This is a genomic window from Streptomyces sp. NPDC001678 (genome assembly GCF_042892945.1).
GTDB lineage: Bacteria > Actinomycetota > Actinomycetes > Streptomycetales > Streptomycetaceae > Streptomyces.
The window spans coordinates 65,489-88,666 of sequence record NZ_JBIAUP010000021.1 but is presented as its reverse complement, the minus strand read 5'-3'; the positions used below and the strand labels follow the sequence as shown (position 1 = coordinate 88,666).

Here is a 23,178-nt window from a genome sequence, read left to right as displayed (position 1 = left end):
GAACTGCGCCCGCGGGCGGTGCTCGGTCGCTGGGCGGGGCCCAGGCGCCCGGCTGCCGAGGAACCGTCTCAGGCGGCTGCCTGGTAGGCGCGGATCTCCGTGATGATCGCCCCGTAGGCTCCGCCTTCGGGGTCGCCGTGGAGCTGCAGGACGTCGTGCCCTTCGGCGATGAACTGGTACGTCACCTCGTGCCAGTAGTTCTGTTTGCCGGGCTGGTCGACGAGGTTGGAGAGCGCGCCGAGGTTGTAGGTGACACGGGTGGTGGGGTCTTCGTTGACCTGGATCCAGAACAGCGCGTCCGTGTCGTACATCCCGGCCGTGTTGTGGCCGGCCCGGAGTTTGACCGTGACACGGTGGCCCGGAGCGGTGAGCAGCTCCTGCTGGATCTCGCCGGCCTGAGTGCCGTTGAGGTGGAGGAGGCGGCGCGCCTCGGGCTCCCCTTGCGCGTGATCTACGCGTCGATGTGGGAGCGCTATGAGGGGTCGGTGCCATCGTTCACCGGTCAACGACCGGCGGAGGAGGTGGCGGCCCAGCACATCGTCGCCTCGTGCGAGCAGCGGGCCCGGCAGCTCTCCCCGGACACGAAGGCGACTGCCGTGACCGTGCCGGACGACGCGGTGGACGCGCTGGTGGAGGAGTCGCGCGGCGCGGCCGTCCTGGTGACCGGCTCGTCCGGACGAGGAGCCGTCAAGGAATTCCTGCTGGGCTCCGTGAGCCTCGCGGTGGCGGGACGTGCCGACTGCCCGGTCGTCGTGGTTCGCGGCGAGGAGCGCAACATCAAGGGCATGAGCAACCGGGTCGTCGTCGGTGTGGGCGAGGCGGACGAGGCCGCCACCGCTGTGCGGTTCGCCCTGCGCGAGGCCGAGGCCCGTGGATGTGAGCTCCAGGCCGTACGGGCCTGGCGCAGCCCCCAGCAGCCGACGGAGCTCTTGGCCGAGGTCGACATGGCCGCCCAGGCCTACGCGGACCAGGCAACCGCCGTCCTGGACGAAGTGCTGGAAGAGGCCGTGGCCGAGCACCCGAAAGTGTCCGTCACACGCACCGTGCTGGAAGGACCCGCGCACCGGATGCTGCTCGGGCCGTCCGTCGTACTCGACCAGTTTGTAGGCGGAATCCAGGTAGGGGGCGTCGGCGGAAACGCCGATCTTGGTGCCGACCGCATACGTGTCGATGGACGCCCCGGAGCGGACGAGCCGGTCCACGGCGAATTCGTCGAGGCCACCGCTGGCGACGATGCGCACCTCGTGGAGCCCGGCGGCATCGAGGATCCGCCGGGAGCGCACAGCCAGCGCGCCAAGATCACCGCTGTCCAACCGGATCGCACACCCCGGCCCGAGCCCCAGATCCTTCAGTACGCGTGCGGCGGTCGCGACACCGTTCTCGGTGTCGTAGGTGTCCACCAGGAAGGTCACCGGGCCCGGGTGGGCGCGGGCGAAGGCGCGGAAGGCCTCCTCCTCGGTCCCGAAGACCTCGATGTAGGAGTGGGCCATCGTCCCGACCGCGGGCACGCCCTCGGCGTGGGCAGCCGCCACGTTGCTGGTCCCGGCGAATCCGACCACAGCGCCCAGCCGGGCCGCCTGATAGGCGGCTTCCGTGCCCTGTGTACGGCGCAGTGAGAAGTCCACCACCGGGTGCCCCGCGGCGGCCAGCACGCAGCGGGCGCACTTGGAGGCGACGGTGGTCTGGTGGTTGACCTGGTTGAGGACGTAGCTCTCCAGCAGCTGGGCCTGTGGCAGGGGTGCGGTGATCTCCATCAGGGGTTCGCCGGCCAGAACGACGCGCCCTTCGGGCACGGCCCGCACGTCACCGGTGAACGTGAGGCCGAGCAACGGCTCCATGTCGTCCGGGGGCCGGTCCAGCACGGAGGCGAAGACCTCGACGTCGCCGGCGTCCACACGGAATCCGGTGAGATGGCCCAGAACGGACTCCAGGCCGGCGGCCACGAGGAACCCGCGATCGGGCGGGACGTCCCGTACGAACAGGCTGAACGTCGCCGGTCGGGTCAGCCCCTCACGCAGGTACGACAGGGCCATGGTGACCTCGTAGAGGTCGGTAGTCGTGGCGTCCGACATCACCGACGCCTCCTCCCTCAGCGGGAGCGTGCCGCCTTCGGGTTGTGTTCCGGGTGGTGCACGTGGGCGTCCGGACCGGGGTAGACCAGGGTCACCCTTTCGGTGTCCGACCAGCGCACGTCGTACGGCGGTGTGCCATCGGCGTGATGGAGGCCGACGATCTCCCCGTCGCGCTTGGTCGCACCCGTGGTCGGGCTCTCGACGATCAAGTGGTCACCGAGTTGCGCATGCATGTCGTCACCGCTTCCTTGCCGTGCCTCCAAGACCAGACTCCGCCCCTCCGGCCCAAGACGCACGCTGCCCGGACGGACCAGGGCAACCCCGTTCAGCGGAGCTCCTCGATATCCCATAGGCAAAGGAAGCCATGACCGGGCGGCGCATCGCTCCGAATGGACGACATGTGCTGCCGAGCAGGCACAAGGCCTCTGGGTGAAGGTGAGGGCAGCACGGAGGAGAGGCTCGAGCACAGGGAGCGGACCATGGCGGTCTCCCACCGCATCACGGTCATCGGGGTCGGCAATGAGTTCCGGCGGGACGACGGCGTGGGACCCGTGGTCGTCGCCCGGCTGCGGGAACGCGCGGCCCACGGCGGCCTGCCGGCCGGAATCCGGATGGTGTGCTGCGACGGGGAACCGGGCCGGCTAATGGGCTTGTGGGAGGGCACCGGGCTGGCCGTGGTCGTGGACGCCGCCCATGCCCATCCGGGGTGTCCGGGCCGGATCCACCGGCTGGAGCTGGACGGGTACCAGGCGTGGCAGGCGGGCACGGCGAGCAGCCACGGGCTCGGCCTGGGTGAGGCGGTCGAGCTGGCCCGTGCGCTCGACAGGTTGCCCCGGCGCCTGGTCGTCTACGCGGTCGAGGGGGCTGACGGTGCGTTGGGCACGGGGCTGACCCGCGCGGTCGCCGCCGCGGTCGGTCCCCTCACGGAACGCGTCGAGCGGGAGATCACCCGGTACCTCGCCGGATCTCGCCGCGAGGTACCGTCCCGGAGCGTACGGCTGTGAGGAAGGCGCCCGGGGGCGCTACGGCAGCCTCAGAGGTCTCGGGCCGGGTGGCCCGGGCGATCACGGTCTGCGGCAGGGTCCAAGGCGTGGGCTTCCGCCCCTTCGTCCACCGCCTGGCGACCCGGTTGAAGCTCGACGGGTGGGTCCTCAACACCGACGGTCGTGTCGAGCTGACCGTGGCCGGGCCGTCGGCAGCGGTGCGGACCCTGGCCGAACGGCTGCGCGCGGAGGCGCCACCATTGGCCGACGTCCGACGGGTAGCCGTGGCGGACCTGTCCGGCTCTCCCCCGCCGCCGGGTTCGGGCTTCACCGTCCGGGTCAGTGCACGGAGCGACGGCGGCAAGCCGGGCACCCGCGACATCCCGCCGGACGTCGCCACTTGCGAAGCGTGCCTGCGCGAACTGTTCGACCCTGCCGACCGGCGTTACCGCTACCCGTTCGTCAACTGCGTCGATTGCGGACCGCGCGCCACCGTCATCGAAGACCTCCCGTACGACCGTGAGCGCACCGTCATGCGGCACTTCCCGCTGTGCGCCGCGTGCGCCGCCGAATACGCCGATCCAGCCGACCGGCGCTTCCATGCCGAACCGGTGGCGTGCCCCGGCTGCGGACCTCGCCTGGCGTGGGAAGACCTCACCGGCGAGGCGGCCCTGCGCGCCGCGGAATCGGTGGTCGACAGCGGCGGCATCGCGGCGGTCAAGGGGCTGGGCGGCTTCCAACTGGTGTGTGACGCCACCGACGTACGGGCTGTGGCCCGGCTGCGCGCCCGCAAGCGGCGCCCGGCCAAACCGTTCGCCATCATGGTCGCCGACGTCGCGGCCGCCCGGCGCCTGGCACGGCTGTCCTCCGCAGGGTTGGCGGCGTTGACGTCCCAGGCCGCACCTGTGGCGCTGGCGCCGGCCCGCCAGACTTCCGGCATCGCACCCGGCGTACACCCGGGGACCGACCACATCGGCGTGTTCCTGCCCACCACGCCCCTCCACCACCTACTGCTGCGTGACCTCGGCAAGCCCCTGGTCGTGACCAGCGGCAACCGCTCGGGCGAGCCCATCACCACCGCCGAATCACCGGCTCGGGAGGCGCTGGCGGGCGTGGCCGACGGCTTCCTCGTCCACGACCGGCCCGTCCGGGCCCGCTACGACGACTCCGTGGTACGCCCGGTGGGCCGCACGGTCCTCACCGTGCGCCGGGCCCGGGGTCTGGCCCCTGCCCCGCTCACGATCCCCGTCGCGGCCACCCGTCCGGTCGTGGCGGCCGGTGCGCAGCTGAAGCACACCTTCGCGCTCGCCGAAGGGTCCCTCGCCGTCCTCGGGCCGCACACCGGCGACCTGGAGGACGCACTGACGCTGGACGCCTTCGAAGCCGCCCACGCCGACCTGGTCCGGCTGACCGGGATCGAACCCCGCGTCGTCGCCCACGACCTGCACCCCGGCTACCTGTCCACCCAATGGGCGCGGGCCCTGCCCGCCGAGCGGCGGATCGCCGTGCAGCACCACCACGCGCACGTCGCCGCCTGCGCCGCCGAATACGGGCTGGACCGTCCTTTCCTCGGGGTGGCCTACGACGGGCTGGGACTCGGCGACGACGGCACGCTGTGGGGCGGCGAGTTCCTGGTCGCGGACCTCGCCCGCTACCGCCGGGTGGCACGTTTCGCCACCGCTCCCCTGCCCGGCGGGGTGGCGGCCGTGCGCAGGCCCGCTCGTATGGCCCTGGGGTATCTGTACGGGGCCGAGGCACTCGGTGGGCCGTGTGTCCCGCTCTCCCTCGCCGAATCGTTCGTCCGACGGCTCCCGCCGAAGGAGGCCCGGGTGGTCCGGACGATGGTCGAACGGGGCGTCAACTGCCCACGAGCGTCCAGTGCCGGGCGCCTCTTCGACGCTGCAGCCGCCCTGCTCGGTCTGTGCGACGACGCCACGTACGAAGGACAGGCGGCCGTCGCCCTGGAGGCAGCGGCGGGGGACGAACGCGCCGAAGCCCTCCCCCGGCGCCTCACGTGGGCCGACGGGTTGTGGGTGTACGACCCCGTACCCACCCTGACCGCCCTGCTCGACCACGCCGTGGCCGGCGAGCGGACGGGCACGCTCGCGGCGGCTTTCCACCGCACTCTGGCCGAGGTGACCTCCGGCCTGGTCCAGCGGGCCGTGGCAGCCGGGGCACCGACGACCGTATGCCTGTCGGGTGGTTGCTTCCAGAACGCCCGCCTGCTCGCAGAGACGCGGTCACTGCTCGAGGACCAGGGATTGCGAGTACTGGTGGGCAGTGCCGTGCCGGTCAACGACGGCGGAATCAGCTACGGGCAGGCGGCGGTGGCCGCAGCCCGCCTGCGGGAAGGATGACGACGATGTGTCTGGGCATTCCGGGCCGGGTGGTGGAGATCCACGACCGTGCCGGGCTGCGGATGGCCACGGTCGACTTCGGCGGTGTCCGCCGCGAGGCGTGCCTGGCCTACACGCCCGAGGCCGACGTGGGTACGTATGTCGTCATCCACGTGGGGTTCGCCATCACCACGGTCGACGAGGCCGAGGCGGAGCGGACCCTGGACGTGCTGCGGGCCATGGCCGACGCCGTGGAGGGGGAACTCGGGGAGCCGCTTCCCGGCTCCCGCTGACACACGCGGGACGACCGGCCCGGCCCTCGACGACACCCTGCCCATGCGGCCTCCGCACGCCACGGGCCATGCTGGAAGCGAGGAGGCGACCGCGCCATGCCCAGTACCCCGGAGTCACCGGCCACCGCGGTGTACGCGCTGCTGGCCGACGGGACGACCGTGCGCGTCCGGCCCGTCGTGCCGGAGGACCGCACGACGGTTCTCCGGCTGTACGAGCACATGTCCGCCGAGAATCTGCGGCTGCGCTTCTTCGCCGCCGGTCCCCTCATCGCGCAGCAGGCAGCGGACATGCTGTGTCAGGGGACCGGGCCGGGAGACCGTGCCCTGCTGGCCGAGACTGACGGCACCGTGGTGGGACTGGCCGAATATCACGCGACACCCACCGATCCGCCCGGAGGCAGGCCGACCGCCGCCGAGGTCGCCCTCGCCGTGGCCGACGAGTGGCACCACCATGGCGTCGGAACGCTCCTGCTGGAACACCTCGTCGACCTCGCACGAGCCGAGGGGATCCAGGAACTGACGGCCGACGCGCTGAGCGCGAACATGCGCGTCATCAAGGTCTTCGCCGACCTCGGGCTCCCCGTACGACGGCGTTTCGACGGGCCGGAAGTCCACGTCCGGGTGGCGTTGACGCCGGACGAGCACTATCTGACGGCCCTCGACACGCGAGGACGCACCGCCGATATCGCCAGCCTCCGGCCATTGCTGCGTCCCGGGTCGGTCGCCGTGGTGGGCGCGGGCCACCGCCCCGCCTCCGTGGGGCGGGCGATCCTGCGCAACCTGCGGGCCAACGGTTTCACCGGCCCGGTGTACGTCGTCAACCCGCACGGGCCGGCGCTCGACGGCCTGCCCTGCCACCCCGCCGTCTCCGGCCTGCCGGACGTTCCCGACCTGGCCGTGCTGGCCGTCCCCGCGCACGCGGTGCCGCCCGTCGCCGAGGAGTGCGGTGCGCGCGGAGTGCGGGCACTGGCCGTGGTGACGTCCGGACTCGACGCAGAGCAGGCGACAGGACTGCGGGCAGCCTGCCGTCGGCACGGCATGCGCGTCGTCGGGCCCAACTGCCTCGGGCTGGCCAATACGGAGAAGGACATCCGGCTGGACGCGACGTTCGCCGCCCGCTTCCCGCTCCCGGGCACGGCCGGGGTCGCCACCCAGTCGGGCGGCGTGGGCATCGCCCTGCTGGACGGGCTGTCCCGGCTGGGGATCGGCGTGTCCACGTTCGTCTCGCTCGGCGACAAGTACGACGTCAGCGGCAACGACCTGCTGCAGTGGTGGGAGGAGGACGGGCGCACCGATCTGGCGGTGTTGCACCTGGAGTCGTTCGGCAACCCTCGTGCGTTCTCCCGTACCGCACGGCGGGTGAGCACGCGCATGCCCGTGCTCACGGTGGACGCCGGTCGTTCGGAGGCCGGGCGAAGGGCGGCGGCCTCGCACACGGCCGCCGCCGCCACTCCGACGATGACCCGGCAGGCGCTCTTCCACCAGGCGGGTGTCATCGCCACCCGGACCATCGGCGAACTCCTGGACACGACGGCGATGCTGCACGCCCAGCCCCTGCCCGACGGTGATCGCGTGGTGGTGGTCACCAACGCCGGCGGGGTGGGCGTGCTGGCCGCCGACGCGTGCAGCGAGGCCGGGCTGAGCGTACGTCCGCTGGAGCCCGCCCTGGCGGCGGAGGTCGCGGCCGCCCTGCCCGAGGGCGCGGCGGTCGGCAATCCGGTCGACGCGACCGCCGCCGTCCCGGAGGACCGGCTGCGTGCCTGCGTGGACCTGCTGGCGGCGCACCGGGACGTCGACGCCGTGCTGGGCGTCCTGGTCCCCACGGCCCTGGCCGCGGCCACCGGCGACGATCTGGTGCGGGCGTTCACCCACGCCCCGGCACGGGCACCGTGCACGACGGCTCTCGTCCTGGTGGACCGGTCCGCGCGCGTGGAGTTGCTGCCGGCCGAGCGTGGCGGTGCCGTGCCCGCGTACGCCGACGCGCAGGACGCGGCCCGGGCCCTGGCGTACGCGGCGGCCTACTCCCGGCGCCGGAGCCGTCCGCAGAGCCTGCCGCCGGAGCCGTCCGGCATCGACGTCGAGGGGGCTCGCGCCGATGTGGCCGGGTGGCTCGCCGAGCGTCCGGAGGGCGGCTGGCTCGATCCGGGCCGGTGTGCGCGGCTCCTCGCGCGCTACGGCATTCCACAGGTCGCCTGGGAGTGGGTGTGCGACGAGGAGACCGCCGTGGCGGCGGCCGGGCGGCTGGCCGGGCCCGACGGCCGGGTGGTCCTCAAGGCCCACTGGCCGGGGCTGGTGCACAAGACCGACGAGGGCGCCGTCCGCCTCGACCTCCAGGGCGAAGGACAGGTACGTGCCGCCTATCGCGACCTCGTGGACCGTTTCGGCGGCCGGCTCTCCGGCGTGGTGGTGCAACCGCAGGCCCCGCACGTCCTGGAGCTGGTGGCGGGCGCCGTCCAGGACCCGGTCTTCGGCCCGCTCGTGCTCTTCGGCCAGGGCGGCACGGCCACCGACGTGCTGGCCGACCACGCCGCCCGCCTCGCCCCGCTCACCACCTACGATCTCGACGACCTCATCACCTCGCCGCGCTGCTCCGCCCTCCTGTCGGGCCGCCACGGCGGCCTGCCCGTCGACCTCGGCGCCCTCGAACGCCTGCTGCTGTGCCTGTCCCGGATGGCCTGCGACCTGCCCCAGCTCGCCGAGGCCGACCTCAACCCGGTGGTGGCCTGCCCGGACGGCGTCATGGCGTTGGACGCCCGCGTACGGCTGGAACCCCATCAGGCGTACGACCCGTACCTGCGACGTCTGCGCTGAGACCGGTACCCGGATGGCCCGCACCCACCCGGCTCGCTCGGCGTGCGACCCACCGGGGGTGTGCTCAGGCTGAGGGGAGCACCAGCACCCAGCGAGCAGGAGACGTCATGCCCTCCGCGACGGCACCGCCGGACGCCGACAGTACGGCCTGTGTGCTGGACCTGGAAGGCATCGGAGCGCTCGTGCGGGAACTGCGCGCTCGGGGCCGGACGGTCGTCGGCCCGACCGAGCGGGACGGCGCCATCGTGCTGGCCGAGCTGGAGTCCGCCGACGAGCTGCCCTACGGCTGGGGGGTGGAGCTGGAAGGCGGCCACTACCGGATCAAGCGGCGGGCCGACGCCGCGGCCTTCGCCCACAGCGCCGGCCCCCAGTCCTGGAAGAACTTCCTGCACCCCGAGCGGGTCCGGCAGTGGACCGCCGACCGCGCTCCCGACGGCGGGATGACGGTCCGTCCCGAACGCCCCGCCCCCACCTCGTTCGCCTTCCTGGGCGTACGGCCCTGCGACCTGCGGGCCATCCAGATCCAGGACCGCGTCATGACCGGTGGCCGGCACCGGGACGACGCCTACGAGGAACGCCGTACCGGCGCGTTCCTCATCGTGGTCGAATGCGTCGAACCGGGTGCCACCTGCTTCTGCGTCTCCATGGGCACCGGCCCCGCCGCGCAGCCGGGCTACGACCTGGCACTGACCGAGGTGCTGGACGAGGCCGGGCACCGGTTCCTGGCCCGCGCCGGCACCGAGGAAGGCGCGGAGATCCTGGCGAGCCTGCCGCGCCGGCCCGCCGACGACCTGACGCGCACCCGGGCCCGCGAGGACGTCGAGGCCGCCGCCGGGCGGATGGGCCGCACCATGCCGGACGTCGACCTCCGCACACTGCTCGCCGGCACGCTGGACGCCGAACGCTGGAACGACGTCGCCGCCCGCTGCCTGACCTGCGGCAACTGCACCATGGCCTGCCCCACGTGCTTCTGCACCACCACCGAGGACATCACCGACCTCACCGGCGACCACGCCGAGCGCTGGCGCCGCTGGGAGTCCTGCTACGACCTGGACTTCACCCACCTGCCCGGCGGCTCCGTCCGGAGCACCGGGCGCAGCCGCTACCGCCAGTGGCTCACCCACAAACTGGGCACCTGGTGGGACCAGTTCGACAGCTCCGGCTGCGTAGGCTGCGGCCGCTGCATCGTCTGGTGCCCGGTCGCCATCGACATCACCGAAGAAGCCCACGCTCTCCATCAGGAGGCTCTCGGCCGCGAGGCCGGGAGGAAGGACGGAGCGCCGTGAAGCGCACCGGTGTGCTCGACGCCATCCCCGAGGGCCCCCGCGAACGGCTGATGGAGCTGGGCCGCGAGGTGGCGTTCGACGCGGGCACGAGGATCTTCGAGGAGGGCGGCAGGGCGGACCGGTTCTGGGTGATCCGCACCGGTACGGTCAACCTCGACATCCACGTACCGGGCCGCCAGGCCGCGGTCGTCGAAACTCTTGGCGCCGGGCGGCTGGTCGGGTGGTCATGGCTGTGCCCGCCGCACCAGTGGCACCTGGGCGCCGAGACGACGACCCCGGTGGAAGCCTGGGAATTCGACGCGGCCGAGGTCCACGCCCTGCGCGAACACGACCCCGAACTCGACCGCGCGCTGCTCACCTGCGTCGTGGAGGTCATCGGCGAACGCCTGCGGGCCGCCCGCACCCGGCTGCTCGACCTGTACGGCCCGTACGGGAGCGGACCGGAGCGGTGACCGCCGTCCCCCTCCCCTACCGGGTGGTGAGCAATCGGCCCGAGAGCACCGACACCCGCACAATCGAACTGCGACCGGTGGACGAGGCTCTTCCCGCGTTCGCACCGGGCCGGTTCGCCATGCTCTACGCCTTCGGGGTCGGCGAGATCCCCGTCTCCGTCGCCGGTCTTCGGAACGGCACCCTGACCCACACCATCCGCGGGGTGGGCGCGGTCTCGCGCGCCCTGTGCGCCGTCCGCCCGGGCGCGCAGGTCGGTGTGCGGGGCCCCTTCGGCACCGGCTGGGACCTGCCGGCCACCGCCGGACGCGACCTGGTCGTGGTGGCGGGCGGCATCGGCCTGGCTCCGCTGCGGCCCCTCATCCAGGCCGCGGCATCGGCCCACAACAGACTGAACGTCCTCATCGGCGCCCGCACACCCGAAGACCTGCTGTACCGGGACGAACTGGACGGCTGGGGGCGACCGTACTGCGGAGTGACGGTGGACCGCGCAGGTCCAGGCTGGACCGGCCACATCGGCGTGGTGACCACCCTGCTGGACCAGGCGGCCTTCACCCCGCACGAGACCACGGCCTTCATCTGCGGCCCCGAGGTCATGATCCGCGCCACCGCCCGCGAACTGCTGCACCGAGGCGTCCCGGCCCAGCACATCCGCATCTCCCTCGAACGCAACATGCACTGCGCCACCGGCCACTGCGGCCACTGCCAGCTCGGTCCCCTGCTCCTGTGCCGGGACGGGCCCGTAGTCGACTACGAACGCGCCGAGCCCCTGCTCGCCATCCGGGAGCTCTGAGATGACCGAGCCGCCCGAACGCCCCCGCCCACGGCTCGGCGTGTTCAAATTCGCCTCCTGCGACGGCTGCCAGCTGACGCTGCTGGACTGCGAGGACGAGCTGCTGCCGCTGGCCGCCGAGATCGAGATCGCCCACTTCGTCGAGGCGTCGAGCGACATCCGGCCGGGCCCGTACGACCTCTCCCTCGTCGAGGGCTCGGTCTCCACCCCCGAACACCTCGAACGCGTCCGCCGCATCCGCGCCGAATCCCGCCACCTGGTGACCATCGGCGCCTGCGCCACAGCGGGTGGCGTCCAGGCCCTGCGCAACTTCGCCGACGTCGCCGAATTCCGCGCGACCGTCTACGCGAAACCCGACTACATCGAGACCCTCGCCACCTCCACCCCCATCTCCGCCCACGTCCCCGTCGACTTCGAACTGCGCGGCTGCCCCATCGACCGCGGACAGCTCATCGAAGTCATCACCGCCTTCCTCGCCGACCGCCGCCCCGACATCCCCAACCACAGCGTCTGCTTCGCCTGCAAACGGCGCGGCACCACCTGCCTCCCCGTCGCACACGGCATCCCCTGCCTGGGACCGGTGACGCACGCGGGATGCGGGGCCCTGTGCCCGGCCTACGGGCGGGGCTGCTACGGCTGCTTCGGACCCTCCGGTTCGACCAACATGCCCGCGATGATCCCGCTGCTGCGCGGTGACGGCATGAGCGACGAGGACATCCTCCGCTTCCTGCACACCTTCAACGTCGCGAAGTTCGCGGCGATCGAGCCGGAGAGGGAGGAACCATGACGCACCGCGGCTCGCGCGTCCTGCACGTCGGCTCCCTCGCCCGCGTCGAGGGCGAAGGGGCACTGCACCTGCGCATCGACGACGGCACGGTCGCCGCCGCCCAGTTGAAGATCTACGAACCGCCCCGGTTCTTCGAGGCATTCCTGCGCGGGCGCCGGCACACCGAACCGCCCGACATCACCTCCCGGGTCTGCGGGATCTGCCCGGTCGCCTACCAGACGAGCGCTTGCCGCGCGATCGAGGACGTCTGCGGCGTCACTGTCGACGGTCAGCTGGCCGCGCTACGCCGCCTGTTGTACTGCGGTGAATGGATCGAAAGTCAGACCCTGCACATTTATCTCCTCCACGCCCCCGACTTCCTCGGCTACGACAGCGCCATCCACCTCGCCCGCGACCGACGAGCGGACGTCGAACGGGGCCTGCGGCTCAAACAGGCGGGAAACGCCATCCTGGAGCTCCTCGGCGGCCGCTCCATCCACCCCGTCAACGTCCGCGTCGGCGGCTTCCACCGCACTCCCACCCGTGCTGAACTGCGCCCGCTGGCCGAGCGGCTGCGACGGGCCCGTGACGACGCCGAGGAAACCGTCCGCTGGGTGGCGGGCTTCGACTTCCCCGACGCCGAATGCGACGCCGACCTGCTCGCGCTCGCCGAACCCGGCACGTACGCCATCGACGGCGGCACCCCCACCGCCCTCCCGTACGGGGACGGGCGGAAGCCGCGCGCCTTTCCGGTACGGGACTTCACGGCCCATGTGGTGGAGGAGCAGGTGCCGTACTCCACCGCGCTCCAGGCCCGGCTCGACGGGCGTCGGCACCTGACCGGCTCGCTCGCCCGGTACGCCATCAGCGGCCACCTGCTCCCGCCCTCCGTCCAGGAGGCCGCCCGCGCCGCCGGTCTCGACGGCGTGTGCCGCAATCCCTTCCGCAGCATCGTCGTCCGGGCCGTCGAAGTCCTGTACGCGGTCGAGGAAGCCCTGCGACTGATCGACACCTACGAGCCGCCACCGCGCCCCGCAGTGGACGTGCCCCCGCGAGCCGGCACCGGCCACGGCGCCACCGAGGCCCCGCGCGGCACCCTCTACCACCGCTACGCCCTCGACGCCGAAGGACTCGTCACCGACGCCCGCCTCGTCCCGCCCACGTCCCAGAACCAGGGCGCCATCGAGGAGGACCTGCGCCGCATCGTCCAGGACCGGCTGCGACGCGGCGACGCCACCGACGCCGAGCTGACCCGGCTGTGCGAACGGGCCATCCGCAATCACGACCCCTGTATCTCCTGCTCGGCCCATTTCCTCGATCTGACCGTCGAGCGAGCGTGAGGAAAGCCGTGTGAAATATCTCGACGAATACCGCGACCCGGCGCTCGCCCGCCGGCTGCTGGACGAGCTCCACCGCACCGCCACCCGCTCCTGGCAGATCATGGAGGTCTGCGGCGGTCAGACCCACACCCTCGTCCGCCAGGGCATCGACGAACTCCTGCCCGCGGGCATGCGCATGATCCACGGCCCCGGCTGCCCGGTCTGTGTCACCCCGCTGGAGACCCTCGACCGGGCCATGGCCATCGCGGCCCGGCCGGGCGTGGTCCTCACCAGCTTCGGCGACATGCTCCGCGTCCCCGGTTCGCACACCGACCTGCTCGCCCTGCGGGCACGGGGAGCGGACGTACGCGTCGTCTACACGCCTATGGACGCCGTCAAGCTCGCCCAGGAGCATCCCGGCCGGGAGGTCGTCTTCCTCGCCGTCGGCTTCGAGACCACGGCGCCCGCCAACGCCATGGCCGTACTGCACGCCTCCCGCCTGGGGCTGCGCAACTTCAGCATGCTGGTCAGCCACGTCCTCGTACCGCCCGCCATGACGGCGCTGCTGGACTCGCCCGAGTGCGAGGTCCAGGCGTTCCTGGCCGCCGGGCACGTGTGCGCGGTCATGGGCTGGACCGAGTACGAACCCATCGTCGCCCGCTACCGGGTCCCCGTCGTCGTCACCGGCTTCGAACCCCTCGACCTGCTCGAAGGCATCCTGATGGCCACACGGCAGCTCGAGGACGGCAGGGCCGAGATCGAGAACCAGTACGTCCGGGCCGTACGCCGCCAGGGCAACGGCGAGGCGCAGTCCGCCGTCGCCCGCGTCTTCCAGGTCACCGACCGTGCCTGGCGCGGCATCGGTGACCTCCCCCGAAGCGGCCTGGAACTCCGCCCGGAGTTCGCCGCGTTCGACGCCGCGCGGCGGTACGACGTCGACGGCCTGCACTCGGCGGAGCACCCCGAGTGCATCGCCGGCGGCATCCTCACCGGCGCGCGGCTGCCCACCGACTGCACCGCCTACGGGACCCGCTGCACACCCCGCCACCCGCTCGGCGCGCCCATGGTGTCGGCCGAGGGCACCTGCGCGGCGTTCCACGCGGCGGGGCGCGTCGCCACCATCGCCACCGCGGAAGGGGCGTCCTCGTGATCGCAGAATGTCCTGTGCCCCACCCGGAGAACGAGCGCGTCCTCCTCGGTCACGGCGCCGGCGGCCGACTCACCGCGGAACTTCTGGAACGCACGGTCCTTCCCGCCTTCGGCGGGCAGGACGGCCCGCTGGAGGACGCCTCGGTCCTGCCCGGGCCCGGCGAACTCGTGATGACCACGGACGGCTTCGTCGTCAGCCCGCTGTTCTTCCCCGGCGGCGACATCGGCTCCCTCGCCGTCCACGGCACCGTCAACGACCTGGCGATGCGCGGCGCCGAGCCCATCGCCCTGTCAGTGGCCCTGATCATCGAGGAAGGACTCGAACTGGAGCGGCTGGAAACCGTACTGCGCTCCCTCGGCAAGGCGGCACAGGAGGCGGGCGTCCCCGTGATCACCGGAGACACCAAAGTGGTGGGCCGCGGCGCGGCCGACCAGGTGTTCATCACCACGACCGGCATCGGCAGGCGCCTCCCCGGCCTCTCCCCTTCCGCCGCCGACGCCCGCCCGGGCGACGCCGTGCTGCTGTCGGGCCCCATCGGCCTGCACGGCACGGCCGTGCTGAGCACCCGGGAGGGTCTGGGCTTCGAGGCCGACATCGCCTCCGACACCCGTCCCCTCCACCGCCTGGTGGCGGCCCTCGCCCCGCTCGGCGACCGGCTGCACGTCCTGCGCGACCCCACCCGGGGCGGGCTGGCCGCCGCGCTCAACGAGGTCGCACGCGATTCGGCCGTGGCCGTCGACATCGACGAAGGCACCGTACCGGTGCCGGAACCGGTGGCCGCGGCCTGCGACATCCTCGGGCTCGACCCCCTCCACGTGGCCAACGAAGGCTGCATGGTCGCCTTCGTCGCACCGGACGCCGCCGATGCGGCCCTGGCGGCGCTGCGCTCCCTACCGGAGGGCAGTGGCGCGGTGCGCATCGGGGAGGTCCTGCCCGCCGACGGGCACCCCGGCCGTGTCGTCATGCGCACAGTCGTGGGCGCCCGCCACGTGGTGGACATGCCGCTCGGCGAGCAACTGCCCCGCATCTGCTGACCCGCCGCTGATCCGCCGCACCGAGGGACCATGGAGGTGGGACACCAGGGCGAACACGCCCCGAACCCCGGATGACCTGGGGAAGTGAATCGATGATGTTCTGGTACGACCATGGTGGCGGCTGGGGTCTGTTCGCGATGACGGTGAGCATGGTCCTGTTCTGGGCATTGATCATCACCGTGGCCATCCTGCTTTTCCGCGCGCTCGCCCGCCCGCCGTACGGTGGTCAGTACACCGGCTGGCAGAAGGGCCCGGCACCCGGCCACGCCGAGCAGATCCTCGCCGAGCGGTACGCCCGTGGCGAGATCGACGAGGAGGAGTACGCGCGACGCCTGGCCACCCTCAGAGGCTCACCGCCCGGCCCTGCTGGACGGTGACCCGCGGCGCGTGCAGGCTCAGCAGGTCGGACTCCGACTGACCAGCACGAGGGGGAGAAACCGGACAAGGTGGTGGAGCGGCCGATGTCACCGCGTGCACCTGTCGCCGAACTGGTTGGTGTCAATGGACGATTGACACGATCCGGCAAGCCGCTTCGGCCAGTTGGCGGTCGCCGTCGATACGGGCGCGGGCCAGGGCGGTGTCCGGCTGAATGCCGCGGGCGCACAGGCGCCAGGCGGTCTCCGCGTCCAGGCCGACGACCGCGGCGGGGCGTGCGGCATCCGGCTCGGCGAGCGACCAGCGGGGCCCGGTGGCCGTCACCGTCCAGGTGCCGCCGGCCGGGCCGTCGATCCGCACCTGGACCTGTGTACCGGCCGACGCGACGACCTCGCGCAGGGTATGGGGCAGGGCCCGCATGAACGTGTCCAGGACCACGGACAGGAATCGCGGATCGGGATCGGTGTCCTGGCCGATGGCGTGGCGGATCTGCTGGCGGTGGGTCCAGAACTCGGTGAAGTCGCGGGCGCTGTCCAGCCACATCGGCGCCGGATCGACCCCGGCCCAGGAAACGCCCAGCGACGGCGTGCCGGGGGCGGTGGCCTCGAAGAACCGGGCGACCTGCCCGCCGACCAGGTCAAGGGTGTCGGTGAGCGCGGCCGGGCTCACCCGGCGCGAAGGCGGGCCCGTCCTGGTGACCGTCGCGGTCCCGGGCGAGGCGCCCGTAGAAGTCGCCCAGGACGTGCGCGGCGAGATCACGGACGGTCCAGCCCGGCACCGCCTCCTCGCCCCAGTCGGCGGGTGAGAGGCCGCGCAGCGTGGCCATCAGCGCGGCCTGCTCCGGGGCGAACAGGGAGCGGGCACTCCTGGGTTCCCGACGGCTTCGCCACCACCGCCGACGCCTACCGCGACGCCTGCGAACGGATGCCTGGGACGACCGTATCGCGGGGCATCCTGGCCTGCGGGTCGGCGTGGACGAGATCTCCGGACTGCCGGCGAAGGCGCTTCTCGACGTGACCCGGGAGTCGCAGCTGCTCACGCTGGGGTCGCGTGGGCTCGGCGGCTTCGAGGGGTGGCCGCTGGGCTCGGTGAGTCCCGCCGTCATCGCCCACGCGACCGTACCGGTGGTACTGGTCCGCGCCGGGGCGGAGCCGCCCGTGCGCGGAGGGGACGGCCCGGTCGTGGTGGGGATCGGGCGGGACGGTTCGTACGGACCGTTGCCGGACTTCGCCTTCCGGGCCGCGGCGGCCAGGCGGACCGGGCCGCGGGTCGTCCACGCCCGGCAGCGGGAAGCCGCCGCCGGAGACGGGGCGAAGCAGAGCCGGGCTGTCCGGTGGCGGTCGTACCGCACAGCTGACATAAACGGAATATCTGGGATCTTCCGGAAGGGACCCGAACATCATGTTGCAGCACCGCACGGTCGACGAGCTCATGACCCGCAACGTGGTGCGGGTGGGCCCGGACACGCCGTTCAAGGAGATCGTCAGGGAGCTCGCGGAGAACGACGTCACGGCCGTGCCGGTCGTCGACACCGGCGGCCGGGTGATCGGCGTGGTCTCCGAGGCCGACCTGATGCGCAAGTCGGCCGACCAGCCCGACCCCTTCGGCCGCGTACCCGTGCCGAGTCTGGAATCGTGGGAGCGGGCCAAGGCGGAAGGCGCGCGGGCCGAGGAGATCATGTCCGCTCCCGCGGTCTGCGCCCGGCCGGAGTGGAACGTCGTGGAGACCGCCCGGCTGATGACGGCGCAGAACGTCAAGCGCCTGCCGGTGGTCGACGAGACCGACAAGCTCGTAGGGATCATCAGCCGGGCCGACATCCTGCGGGTCTTCCTCCGTGAGGACGCCGCCATCCGCGCCGAGATCGAGCGCGACCTGCTGGAACAGACCCTGGGCCTGGCGCCCTCGGCGGTGCGGGCCGAGGTGTCCGAAGGACAGGTCACTCTCACGGGCTCCGTCGAGGCCCGAAGCACGATCCCGCTCATCGAACGCCTGTGCCGGTCGGTCGACGGCGTCGTCTCCGTCCACCAGCGCCTGGCGTACACGACGGACGACACCGGCGGCGGCTTCCCCGCCCCATGACCGGGCGCGGGCACCTTGACGAGGAGCCGGGGATGCATGGCACGCGGCGCACCGTCAGCGACGTGATGACGCGGACCGTCGTGGCGGTCAGCCGGACCGCACCGTACAAGGAGATCGCCAGGACACTCTCCCGGTGGAAGGTCAGCGCCATGCCCGTCCTGGCGGGCGAAGGCCGCGTCATCGGGGTCGTCTCCGAGGCCGACCTCCTGCCGAAGGAGGAGTACAAGGGCCGCGAACCGGCCGATCTCGCCAGACCCGAGCAGCTCGGCGACCTGGCGAAGGCCACCGCGGGGACGGCGGAGGACCTGATGAGCACCCCGGCGATCACCGTGCACGCGGACGCCACCCTCGCCGAAGCCGCACGGGCGATGGCGCTCAAACACGTCAAACGACTGCCCGTCGTCGACAGCGAGGGCAAGCTCGTCGGCATCGTCAGCCGCAGCGATCTGCTCAAGGTCTACCTGCGCAGCGACGAGGACATCGCCCGAGAGGTCCGCGACGAGGTCGTCGCCCGACTCTTCCCCCACCGGCGACCCACCGTCGAGGTCCAGGTGGACGAGGGTGTGGTCACCCTCTCGGGCCGGCTGCCCGACGCGACGATGAGCCCGCTCGTGGCACGAATGGTCAGGGCCGTGGAAGGCGTCGTCAACGTCGACCTCCGGCTGGACGGCCCGGAGAGCTGACTGCCCCCCCGGGCCGGTATGCCGCTTTCCGGGTTCCCGATCGGCGGCGCAACGCTGGCACGACCTCCCATGCTCTGATCCCCTGGGACAAGGGCAGCTCACGAGCAGCGAACCGACGGCGACGGCACGCCGCTCAAGACGGCCACCCGGAGGCAAGGACGATGCATGACGACGGGCCACGATCCGGTAGCCCCGAAACGGACTCCGGGAATCAGCGCAAGGACACGGTGGCGACCCGCTGTGCCGTACGCCGCGAGCAGCTGGGACTGACCCGGGAGCAAGTGGCGCGCCGGGCCGGCATGTCGGTCCCCTATCTGAGCCAGCTGGAGACCTTCAGCGGCGACTTCGACCCCGCCGCCCTCATGCGCCTCGCCGCCGCCCTGGAGATGCCCTACGACGAACTCACCAAAGGCCCGCGCGAAGCGGCCCCCGGCCAGCGACCCGCGGCCGCCAGCCCTCAGCTCGCGCAGCTCTCCGAGGACGACTGCTGGCGCAGGCTCGGCACCCACGGCATCGGCAGGATCGGCCTGACCGCCGGGCCCGAGCCCGTCGTGCTGCCCGTGAACTTCCTGGTCGACGGCCGCACCATCGTCTACCGCACCGACACGGGAGGCACGGCGACGGTGGCCGACGGGGGCCAGCTCGCGTTCGAAGCCGACCATATCGACGAACACCTCAGCCGCGGCTGGAGCGTCCTCGTCACCGGAACGGCCGAACACATCAGAGATCCCGGCGCGATCGAGTCCCTCGCCACCCGCCCGGGAGCGGAGCCTTGGGCCGGCGGGAAGCGCGACCTGTGGATTCGTGTCCGGCCCGGCCAAGTAACCGGACGGACCATTCGCACCGGGTGAACCCGGTGACGTCGCGAGCTCGAAACGGTGGACGGCCGGATGCCCCGCCGTGGTCAGTGCGGCCGACAGCGGCGCCGGTCCGATGACCGCCGCGTTCAGAGGACCGGACGCGGAAGCGGTCCGCGGTCCGGAAGCCGGAGCCGATCCACTCCATGCCTCAGTCGTGAGGCACCACGGCGACCGGGCACCGGGCATGGTGCACGCACGCCTGAGCGACATTCCCCAGGCGTGGCGCCACTGCCGGGTGGTGCCTACGCCTGCCGATCACCAAGAGGCCGGCTCCGGCGGCAGCTTCGAGGGCGGCGCGGGCAGCGCTGCCCAGCCGGACGGTGCTGGTCACCGTGACGCCCGGGTTGCGCTCGCGCCACGGCTGTACGGCACGGGACAGCTTCTCCTCGGCTTCCTTGCCGATCTCTTGCGCCACGTCGGGGTCGACGCCCCAGGGCGCGTACGCCTGCACCGGCAACGGGCAGCCATGCACGACGCGCAGCGGCATATCGCGGGCCGCAGCCGTCTCGAAGGCGAACTCCAGCACGCTGTCGCACGGACCGTGCAGACTGACGCCGGCGGCCACACCGCCTTCGTCGGCACCGGCGGGACGTCGGGCCCCGGCTGCGGCCCGTACGAGTACCACCGGCCGTTCGGCCCTGCCCGCGACTTGGAGACCGATGTCGCCCAGGAAGAAGCTCTCCACGCGGTCCAGACCCCGCGAACCCAGGACGACCATCGTTGAACTCTCAGCAGCTTTCAGCAGCGCGGTCTCGGGATCTTCCGCCACCAGGTCCTCGGTGACGGAGAGGTCGAGGTGGCGCTCGCGAACGGCCGTCGCAGCCGCCCGCACGATGCGCTTCGCCCAATAGTTCTGGTCCCGGTCGGCCGGAAGGCCGGTGGCCGGTTCACCGGCCAGCAGGACCCACGCGTGCAGCAGACGCAGCCCCAGCCCGCGCCGGTCCGCCTCGTCCGCCGCCCAGAGGGCAGCCTCCATGCTCTCCGGGGACCCGTCCAGCCCGACAGTGATGGGTGCAGGCTCCATGACGGTCACCTCCGTGCGATCGACGTATCCGCGGGCCCACCGTGTGACTCGTCCCCTCCAGCCTGAACGCGGCCGGACGGAACGGCCACCGGGGCCGCACACCGCTCCTGGCCCCGGGCCGGTCGGTTCTCCGTGCCGGTCAGTCCTCCATGACGAGGACCTCGGAGACCGGGCGACGTGGCGTGGCGGGTCCTTGCGGACCGTAACCGAGGCGCAGGATCATCTGTACCTGCCCGCTGCCGGTGCGGGGATCTCGCAGGGGCCAGCGCAGGTCGGGCCACTCCAGGGCCTGGGTGGAGAACGAGGTGGCCAGGTCGTTGAGGGTGGCCAGGAGCAGAACGCGCTGCATGGCCTGGCCGGCGCGCAGCCAGTGCACCGGCTGATCACCGTCCGTGCTCAGGACGGCGAGGTGCGGGGTGTCCTCGAAGGGGGTCGTGCCACGATCGGCGACCGATCGACCGCCCGAGAAGTCCCTCATCGGGGCCCTGCCGCCGTGCTTGCGCGGCCCGAAGGCGTACTCGGGAACGCCGTCGGTCGCCGTATCCGCTTCGTCGGAGCCGATCCGTGTCCACCGGGCGAGGTCCTGCTCGCTGCCGCGGTCGGTGAGATTGCGGGCCTCGGCTTCCTCGGCCAGTTCCGCCACCCAGCGTGTTTGCCAGGACTCGGGGAAGGACAGAGCGGCCCCCTCCCGTTGAGCCGCGTCGACCAGAGCAGTGCGCACGTTCTCGGGTATCGCCTTGTCGGCGAATGGGTACCGGCTGGTGTGCCGACGGCGGATCGCGGGCTCCAGCAGCGTCAGCCCGGTGTCCTCAGTGGTGTCGGAGGGTGCCGTGCGCACCTGGGCCAGCAAGGTGGTGTCGTCGGAGTCGGGCAGCAGCACGACGTCCGCGTGGAAACCGGCCTTCGCGAGGGCCACGCGAAGGTTGAACAAGGCGGCTCCGCACCCGAGACGCAGGGCCCGGCCGTCCGGGTCGGAGTGCGGCATGCTCCGCTCAAGGTCGGCATACAAGTGGAACGTCCCGCTTGCCCGCGAGTACCGGAAACGCCACGGTTGTGCGTTGTGCATCGAGGGGGCGGCCACTGCCTCGCCTACGAGCCCCATCACGTGGGCATCGTCCAGGGCGGATGATGCTGACACCGGGCACTCCCTTCCGGCAGGGGCCGGCGGCGACACCGGCTCACTCCCATCTTCCCTCTTCGGCTCGGATGTGGCACAGGGGCTGCCCGCTCGACAACCACTTCGGAAAACTCTTCAGAACAGCGGGCCGACGACCGGTGGTTCCGGGGGCCCGGACGTTCCGGGGGCGGTGATCCGGAGGTCGACGTTGACGACGCCCTCCACCGCCCGTACGAGCCGTGTCACCAGCGGTACCAGCTCCCCGTCGGCCAGCCGGCCGGAAAGGGTGACGACCCCCTCGGCCACATGGACTTCCACGGTCGGCCGCCGGTTCGGGAAGAGCCGCACGATCACCTCCTCCCGGACCTCCCGCGCGATGTCCTCGTCGTCACGGAGATACACCTTGAGCAGATCGCTGCGGCTCACGATGCCGGCGAGCTTCCCTTCCGGATCCACGACCGGCAGGCGTTTCACTCCTTGGCGCGCCATCACACGCGCGGCCTCCGCGAGGGTCGCGTGTCCGTGCACGGTGATCGGCGGTGTGCTCATGAGCTCCCCGGCCGTACCCGCTCCGGCCTTCGCCCGGTCCTCGAGGTGGCGGAGCTGCTCGAACCGCGACGGGTCCCGGCCCTTGAACTCCTCCTTCGGCAGCAGGTCCGCCTCCGAGACGACCCCGATGACCCGGCCGTCGCCCGCCAGGACGGGCACGGCGCTGACCCCCCACTCCGCGAGGGTCTTCACGATCTCCTTGTACGGAGCACTGCGGCTGACAGCCACGACCGTCTGGGTCATGACGTCGCTGACGCCGCGTCGCGTGTCCTTCATCTCCGGGCTCCTCCTCGATGCCGGCCGACGGATCATGGCCGATGGGTCATTGCGTGGGGAAACCACCGTCCGTGTCGTCTCCCCCGTACGTGATGCGCTGGTGGACCGAGACCACGCCGTCGACGGAGCGGCAGAGCCGCTCGACAACCGGGATCAGGCTCCTGGCCTCCACCCGGCCGGTGAGCGTGACCTGTCCTTCGGAAACCTCGGCGGTCACGGCCGACGGGGCCAGGCCCAGGGTCCGCTCCAGCAGGTCGTGGTGGATCTCGGCGCGGATGGCGGCGTCGTCGCGGAGGAAGACGCGCAAGACGTCGGCGCGGCTGACGATGCCCAGGAGCTTGTCGGTCTCGTCCACCACCGGCAGTCGCTTCACGCCCTGGACCGTCATGAGACGGGCCGTCTCGACGACGTTCCACTCGGGCCTGGCGCAGACGGCGGGCGCGGACATCAGCTCCTCCGCCCGGGCGCCCTCGGCCTTGGCGCGTTCCCACTCCTCGAGGTTCGGTACGGGGACGCGTCCGAAGGGATCGGGCTGGTCGGCCGATTTGCGCATCAGATCCGCCTCGGACACCACGCCGATCACGCGTCCGTCGCCGTCCACGACCGGTACGGCCGTGACGTCGTTCTCCGCGAGCTCCCTGACGATCTCCTTGAACGGGGTGTCCGGGCGCACCTTGATCACGGTCCGGGTCATGAGCTCGTCGACCGTTCGGTGCTGCAGCATCTTCCCGCTCCTTCACCCGAAGTCCTGGGCCTCGCGATTCCAGCCTGCCAGGCCCGGGCCGGCCGGGAATGAGCCGGTCGGCCCAGAGAAGCAGGGACACTCGGCCGCTGCCGTGCCCGGACGGCGGAGCGACCATGGAAGGAACGTTCCGGCTGTCTCCGGGCGACGGTCCGTCACCCGGTACGGGACGGGCACCGC

General features: G+C 72.1%; 19 protein-coding genes and 5 pseudogenes. 17 read left to right on the top strand and 7 right to left on the bottom strand.

Features of this window, described 5'->3' with window-relative positions; translation table 11 throughout:
- Positions 1-461: 461 nt before the first annotated feature.
- A pseudogene (locus ACFYZR_RS30575) lies at positions 462-1,013 on the top strand (universal stress protein); the annotation flags it as partial.
- Positions 1,014-1,076: 63 nt separating this feature from the next.
- Here the strand turns inward: ACFYZR_RS30575 and ACFYZR_RS30570 are convergent.
- Positions 1,077-2,072 (bottom strand): annotated as a pseudogene (locus ACFYZR_RS30570) (nicotinate phosphoribosyltransferase); the annotation flags it as partial.
- A gap of 44 nt (positions 2,073-2,116) precedes the next feature.
- Positions 2,117-2,305 (bottom strand): annotated as a pseudogene (locus tag ACFYZR_RS30565) (DUF1918 domain-containing protein); the annotation flags it as partial.
- A 246-nt stretch (positions 2,306-2,551) separates the two neighbouring features.
- On the opposite strand from ACFYZR_RS30565, the gene ACFYZR_RS30560 reads away from it, so the two are divergent.
- The 12 genes from ACFYZR_RS30560 to ACFYZR_RS30505 all read left to right on the top strand — a co-directional run bounded on the left by ACFYZR_RS30560 (position 2,552) and on the right by ACFYZR_RS30505 (position 15,670).
- The gene (locus tag ACFYZR_RS30560) at positions 2,552-3,076 is read left to right on the top strand and encodes a hydrogenase maturation protease (RefSeq protein ID WP_391916237.1); all 525 of its coding nucleotides are present in this window, start codon (positions 2,552-2,554) and stop codon (positions 3,074-3,076) included.
- Positions 3,073-5,412: a carbamoyltransferase HypF gene (gene hypF, locus ACFYZR_RS30555; protein WP_391916234.1), complete on the top strand. Its 2,340-nt coding sequence runs from the start codon at positions 3,073-3,075 to the stop codon at positions 5,410-5,412. Before ACFYZR_RS30560 ends, hypF begins: the two co-directional genes overlap by 4 nt.
- A 5-nt stretch (positions 5,413-5,417) precedes the next feature.
- Positions 5,418-5,684, top strand: coding sequence for a HypC/HybG/HupF family hydrogenase formation chaperone (locus ACFYZR_RS30550; RefSeq protein ID WP_391916231.1), 267 nt, complete (start codon positions 5,418-5,420; stop codon positions 5,682-5,684).
- Positions 5,685-5,780: 96 nt separating this feature from the next.
- Positions 5,781-8,495: a GNAT family N-acetyltransferase gene (locus tag ACFYZR_RS30545; RefSeq protein ID WP_391916229.1), complete on the top strand. Its 2,715-nt coding sequence runs from the start codon at positions 5,781-5,783 to the stop codon at positions 8,493-8,495.
- A gap of 107 nt (positions 8,496-8,602) precedes the next feature.
- Positions 8,603-9,781, top strand: a complete 1,179-nt coding sequence (locus ACFYZR_RS30540; protein WP_391916227.1) for a 4Fe-4S dicluster domain-containing protein — start codon at positions 8,603-8,605, stop codon at positions 9,779-9,781.
- Positions 9,778-10,233 carry a cyclic nucleotide-binding domain-containing protein gene (locus tag ACFYZR_RS30535; RefSeq protein WP_391916224.1) on the top strand — a complete coding sequence of 152 codons (456 nt, stop codon included), beginning with the start codon at positions 9,778-9,780 and terminating at the stop codon, positions 10,231-10,233. Before ACFYZR_RS30540 ends, ACFYZR_RS30535 begins: the two co-directional genes overlap by 4 nt.
- Positions 10,230-11,024 (top strand): FAD/NAD(P)-binding protein, encoded by a 795-nt coding sequence (locus tag ACFYZR_RS30530; RefSeq protein ID WP_391916221.1) that lies wholly within the window; start codon positions 10,230-10,232, stop codon positions 11,022-11,024. Before ACFYZR_RS30535 ends, ACFYZR_RS30530 begins: the two co-directional genes overlap by 4 nt.
- Position 11,025: 1 nt before the next feature.
- On the top strand, positions 11,026-11,811 hold the full coding sequence (locus tag ACFYZR_RS30525; protein ID WP_391916217.1) for an oxidoreductase: 786 nt from the start codon (positions 11,026-11,028) through the stop codon (positions 11,809-11,811).
- Positions 11,808-13,130, top strand: a complete 1,323-nt coding sequence (locus ACFYZR_RS30520) for a Ni/Fe hydrogenase subunit alpha (protein WP_391916214.1) — start codon at positions 11,808-11,810, stop codon at positions 13,128-13,130. The genes ACFYZR_RS30525 and ACFYZR_RS30520 overlap by 4 nt, the downstream gene beginning before the upstream one ends.
- Before the next feature lie 10 nt (positions 13,131-13,140).
- Complete coding sequence (gene hypD, locus ACFYZR_RS30515; RefSeq protein WP_391916211.1) at positions 13,141-14,259, top strand: hydrogenase formation protein HypD; 1,119 nt, start codon at positions 13,141-13,143, stop codon at positions 14,257-14,259.
- Positions 14,256-15,293, top strand: coding sequence for a hydrogenase expression/formation protein HypE (gene hypE / locus ACFYZR_RS30510; RefSeq protein WP_391916209.1), 1,038 nt, complete (start codon positions 14,256-14,258; stop codon positions 15,291-15,293). The genes hypD and hypE overlap by 4 nt, the downstream gene beginning before the upstream one ends.
- A gap of 92 nt (positions 15,294-15,385) precedes the next feature.
- On the top strand, positions 15,386-15,670 hold the full coding sequence (locus tag ACFYZR_RS30505) for an SHOCT domain-containing protein (RefSeq protein ID WP_391916207.1): 285 nt from the start codon (positions 15,386-15,388) through the stop codon (positions 15,668-15,670).
- A gap of 121 nt (positions 15,671-15,791) precedes the next feature.
- On the opposite strand, the pseudogene ACFYZR_RS30500 reads toward ACFYZR_RS30505, so the two are convergent.
- Positions 15,792-16,521, bottom strand: a pseudogene (locus ACFYZR_RS30500) (maleylpyruvate isomerase family mycothiol-dependent enzyme).
- On the opposite strand from ACFYZR_RS30500, the pseudogene ACFYZR_RS30495 reads away from it, so the two are divergent.
- The 4 genes and pseudogenes from ACFYZR_RS30495 to ACFYZR_RS30480 all read left to right on the top strand — a co-directional run.
- Positions 16,487-16,795 (top strand): annotated as a pseudogene (locus tag ACFYZR_RS30495) (universal stress protein); the annotation flags it as partial. The pseudogenes ACFYZR_RS30500 and ACFYZR_RS30495 sit on opposite strands and share 35 nt — an antisense overlap.
- Before the next feature lie 277 nt (positions 16,796-17,072).
- Positions 17,073-17,747, top strand: coding sequence for a CBS domain-containing protein (locus ACFYZR_RS30490; protein ID WP_391916316.1), 675 nt, complete (start codon positions 17,073-17,075; stop codon positions 17,745-17,747).
- 32 nt (positions 17,748-17,779) lie between these two features.
- Entirely contained in the window at positions 17,780-18,430 is a 651-nt protein-coding gene (locus tag ACFYZR_RS30485) for a CBS domain-containing protein (protein ID WP_391916204.1), read from the top strand.
- A 227-nt stretch (positions 18,431-18,657) separates the two neighbouring features.
- Entirely contained in the window at positions 18,658-19,281 is a 624-nt protein-coding gene (locus ACFYZR_RS30480; protein ID WP_391916201.1) for a pyridoxamine 5'-phosphate oxidase family protein, read from the top strand.
- A gap of 157 nt (positions 19,282-19,438) precedes the next feature.
- On the opposite strand, the gene ACFYZR_RS30475 is transcribed toward ACFYZR_RS30480, so the two are convergent.
- From ACFYZR_RS30475 to ACFYZR_RS30460, 4 genes are all read right to left on the bottom strand, one after another.
- A complete protein-coding gene (locus tag ACFYZR_RS30475) occupies positions 19,439-20,314 on the bottom strand; it encodes a universal stress protein (RefSeq protein WP_391916199.1) in 876 nt (291 codons plus the stop codon).
- Positions 20,315-20,453: 139 nt separating this feature from the next.
- Positions 20,454-21,416 carry an Acg family FMN-binding oxidoreductase gene (locus tag ACFYZR_RS30470; protein WP_391916314.1) on the bottom strand — a complete coding sequence of 321 codons (963 nt, stop codon included), beginning with the start codon at positions 21,414-21,416 and terminating at the stop codon, positions 20,454-20,456.
- A 150-nt stretch (positions 21,417-21,566) separates the two neighbouring features.
- Complete coding sequence (locus ACFYZR_RS30465) at positions 21,567-22,256, bottom strand: CBS domain-containing protein (protein WP_391916197.1); 690 nt, start codon at positions 22,254-22,256, stop codon at positions 21,567-21,569.
- Between the two features lie 46 nt (positions 22,257-22,302).
- Positions 22,303-22,977, bottom strand: a complete 675-nt coding sequence (locus tag ACFYZR_RS30460) for a CBS domain-containing protein (protein WP_391916312.1) — start codon at positions 22,975-22,977, stop codon at positions 22,303-22,305.
- Positions 22,978-23,178: the final 201 nt, after the last annotated feature.

Coding starts and splice junctions, on each gene's coding strand:
- ACFYZR_RS30560 (WP_391916237.1), top strand. CDS start 2,552: ATGGCGGTCTCCCACCGCATCACGGTCATCGGGGTCGGCAATGAGTTC.
- ACFYZR_RS30550 (WP_391916231.1), top strand. CDS start 5,418: ATGTGTCTGGGCATTCCGGGCCGGGTGGTGGAGATCCACGACCGTGCC.
- ACFYZR_RS30545 (WP_391916229.1), top strand. CDS start 5,781: ATGCCCAGTACCCCGGAGTCACCGGCCACCGCGGTGTACGCGCTGCTG.
- ACFYZR_RS30540 (WP_391916227.1), top strand. CDS start 8,603: ATGCCCTCCGCGACGGCACCGCCGGACGCCGACAGTACGGCCTGTGTG.
- ACFYZR_RS30525 (WP_391916217.1), top strand. CDS start 11,026: ATGACCGAGCCGCCCGAACGCCCCCGCCCACGGCTCGGCGTGTTCAAA.
- ACFYZR_RS30520 (WP_391916214.1), top strand. CDS start 11,808: ATGACGCACCGCGGCTCGCGCGTCCTGCACGTCGGCTCCCTCGCCCGC.
- ACFYZR_RS30505 (WP_391916207.1), top strand. CDS start 15,386: ATGATGTTCTGGTACGACCATGGTGGCGGCTGGGGTCTGTTCGCGATG.
- ACFYZR_RS30485 (WP_391916204.1), top strand. CDS start 17,780: ATGCATGGCACGCGGCGCACCGTCAGCGACGTGATGACGCGGACCGTC.
- ACFYZR_RS30475 (WP_391916199.1), bottom strand. CDS start 20,314: ATGGAGCCTGCACCCATCACTGTCGGGCTGGACGGGTCCCCGGAGAGC.
- ACFYZR_RS30470 (WP_391916314.1), bottom strand. CDS start 21,416: ATGGGGCTCGTAGGCGAGGCAGTGGCCGCCCCCTCGATGCACAACGCA.
- ACFYZR_RS30465 (WP_391916197.1), bottom strand. CDS start 22,256: ATGAAGGACACGCGACGCGGCGTCAGCGACGTCATGACCCAGACGGTC.